At 70.9% G+C, this 2950-nt stretch carries 2 protein-coding genes; one reads left to right on the top strand and one right to left on the bottom strand.

From position 1 onward, the window contains the following. Positions 1-71: 71 nt before the first annotated feature. Positions 72-1301, bottom strand: a complete 1230-nt coding sequence (locus PKH97_RS15480; RefSeq protein ID WP_324388498.1) for an AGE family epimerase/isomerase — start codon at positions 1299-1301, stop codon at positions 72-74. A 74-nt stretch (positions 1302-1375) separates the two neighbouring features. Between PKH97_RS15480 and PKH97_RS15485 the strand changes: the two genes are divergently transcribed. Beyond that, entirely contained in the window at positions 1376-2737 is a 1362-nt protein-coding gene (locus PKH97_RS15485; protein ID WP_324388499.1) for an MFS transporter, read from the top strand. Positions 2738-2950 lie beyond the last annotated feature (213 nt).

Raw genomic sequence — 2950 nt, forward strand, 5'->3', positions numbered from 1 at the left:
GCTAACACACGTTAGGTGACGTCGAGCAGGGTAGACCCTGCTCGACGTCACCTAAACCCTGCTAGCAGGGTTTAGGAACGGGGGCGGGCCGCGAGCGCGGAGGCGAAGGACGGGGTCAGGGGCAGGCGGGGCAGGAGCATCGCCTGGACCGCGTGATAGGTGTCGGGCTTGCCCGACCAGGTGCCCGCGGCCGGGGTGTTGCCGGGCGCGAGTTCGGCGTGCCAGGACCCGCGCTCGTGGTCGACCAGGTTGGCCTTGGCGTAGTCCCACCACTGGCCGAACAACTCCGGCCACCGGGCATCCCCGGTCACGTGGTGCAGGGCCCAGGCCGCCCCCAGGGCTTCGGTCACCACCCAGTGCATTCGCGCGCGGGTCACCGGCGCGCCTGACCAGTCGGTGGTGTAGACGAAGCCGTCGTGGCCGTCGGCCGCCCACCCGTCGGCGATGGCGCGCTCCGCGAGCGCGACAGCGGCCGGCGTGGCCCAGTCCCACTCCGGCCCGCCGATGCTCGCCGCGGTCGCCAGGGTCAGCCGGGTCCACTCCAGCCCGTGGCCGATCGTCGCGCCATAGGGACGGAAGGGATGGGCCGGGTCGTCACGGTTGTGCTCGAGCATCGGCTCCCAGTCGGGAGTGAAGTGCTCCGGGATGCGCCAGCCGTTCCCCCGCGCGAAGCCGTCGATCGTTCGCGTCACGATCCGCCCGGCGCGATGGTGCAAACGCTCGTCCCCGGTCACATCGCCGGCCGCGAGAAAAGCCTCGACCGTATGCATGTTCGCGTTGATCCCGCGATAGGCCTCCTCCGAGCGCCAGTTCGCCGAGAAGGATTCACGCGTCATACCGGCGGCGTCGTCCCAGAAGTGGTGGTCGTGCACGGCAAGGGCATCCGACAACAGATCGTCGGCGCCCCGGGCCTGGCACAGCTGCGCGCTCGACGCCGCGAGGATCACGAAAGAGTGCGCATAGGCCTCCTTCGCGAAGCCCGTGGGGCGTTCGCCGTCGGGCGAGATCGCGGCATACCAGCCGCCGAACTCGTCGTCGTGGAAGTTCTCGCCGAGTGCCTCGACGCCGTGCTCGACAAGCTCGAGGAAGCCGGGCTTGCCCAGCAGGTGACCGAGGGCGCACACGTGCGTCATGCGGCCGGTGATCCACAACTGCAGATCGCGCTCCTCGACCGCCCCGTCGTTATCGAGCCAGCCGAAACCACCCTCGACCGCCGACGCCCGGGTGAACTCCAGCAACCGGTCGGCCTCGGCCGCGAGCTCCTCGGCGGAGCACAGCAGGCGATCTGGGGCACCGGTCATACGCGCGAGCCTGCCACATCCCGCGGAGGCGAAACAGCGCGGCACGATGCCACCGTGGCTGTCATGATGCGCAAATGACGCAGGCGGGTAGGGAGGTCGAGTCGCGATCGGAGTATGCCCGGCGGGCCTGGTTCGTCGCCGGCATCACGCTCGCCGCCCTCGTCGCCGCGGCTGCCTTCCGCTCCTCGACCGGCGTTCTCATGGAGCCCATCGAGCGCGAGTTCGGCTGGTCTCGCGCCACGACGTCCGGCGCCGTGAGCCTCAACCTCGTCCTCTACGGTCTGATCGCGCCCTTCGCCGCCGCCCTGCTCGAGCGGTATGGACCGCGGCGCGTCGTGTCGATCTCGCTGGCGATCGTCGGGGTGGCGTCCGCCGCGACCACGGTGATGACCGCGCCCTGGCAACTGTGGCTGCTGTGGGGGGTCGTCATCGGGCTCTCCACCGGGTCGATGGCGTTGGTGCTCGGGGCGATCATCGCCAACCGCTGGTTCGTGGCCCGCCGTGGCCTGGTCACTGGGCTCTTCTCCGGCGCCAACGCGACCGGCCAACTGATCTTCCTCCCGGCGATCGCCGCGACGGCCACGTCCTACGGCTGGCGGTGGGCCGCCGCGATCGTCGCTGCGCTCGCCCTGGTGACCATGGCGCTGGTGGCGCTCTTCATCCGTGACCGGCCGCAGGATGCCGGCCTGATCCCGTATGGCGCCGTCCCCGGCTCCCCCGACGCCGCGCCGGCACCGCCGCCGTCGGTCTCACCCGTGGTGGCCGCGATCGCGGTGCTGCGGTCCGCCTCGCGCACGTGGACCTTCTGGGCGCTCATGCTGACCTTCTTCGTGTGCGGGTGGTCGACGAATGGCCTGGTCCAGACCCACTTCATCCCGGCGGCTCATGATCACGGGATGCCCGCGACGACAGCCGCCGGGCTGCTGGCGCTGGTGGGCATCTTCGACCTGGTCGGCACGATCGCCTCGGGCTGGCTGACCGACCGGGTCGACCCGCGGCTGCTGCTGGTCGGCTATTACGGGTTGCGCGGGGCGTCGCTGTTCACGGTCAACGCCTTCCTCGCGCCCAGTGTCGAACCGGGGATGTGGGTCTTCATCGTCTTCTACGGTCTCGACTGGGTGGCCACCGTCCCACCCACGGTTGCCTTGTGCCGCAGCCACTTCGGGCTGAACGACTCCGGAATCGTCTTCGGATGGACGTATGCCGCCCACATGGTCGGCGCCGGCCTCGGCGCCTCCTTCGCCGGTTGGATCCGCACCGTGGACGGCACCTATCGGACGGCGTGGGCGAGCGCCGGAGTGCTCTGCCTGATCGCGGCCTTCATCGCGCTGACCATTCCGCGACGCCCGGCGGCCGATCCCGATGCTCCGCCGGCCCCGCCCAGCCCGCCGCACCCGCACGAGCTGGACGACGCCGAAGAGATGACCTTCACCTGATTTTCCCGCCCGTCGCCGCGGCCAATGCCTTCACGCGATGGGTACCCGGGGGCCCGCGAGAATGGGGCGGCAGCGCGGGCCTGACCCCTCAGCCCGGAGCGGCCCACGTCGGATCGAGCAGGGCGAGCTGGTCGGCGTGGACAGCGGCGCGCACGGCATCCAGCGCCTCGCGCGCGGTTCGCGCGCCTCGGGCGGAGGCGGCCAGCCCTTGGC

This window comes from Nostocoides sp. (genome assembly GCF_035343835.1).
Classification (GTDB): domain Bacteria; phylum Actinomycetota; class Actinomycetes; order Actinomycetales; family Dermatophilaceae; genus Nostocoides_A; species Nostocoides_A vanveenii.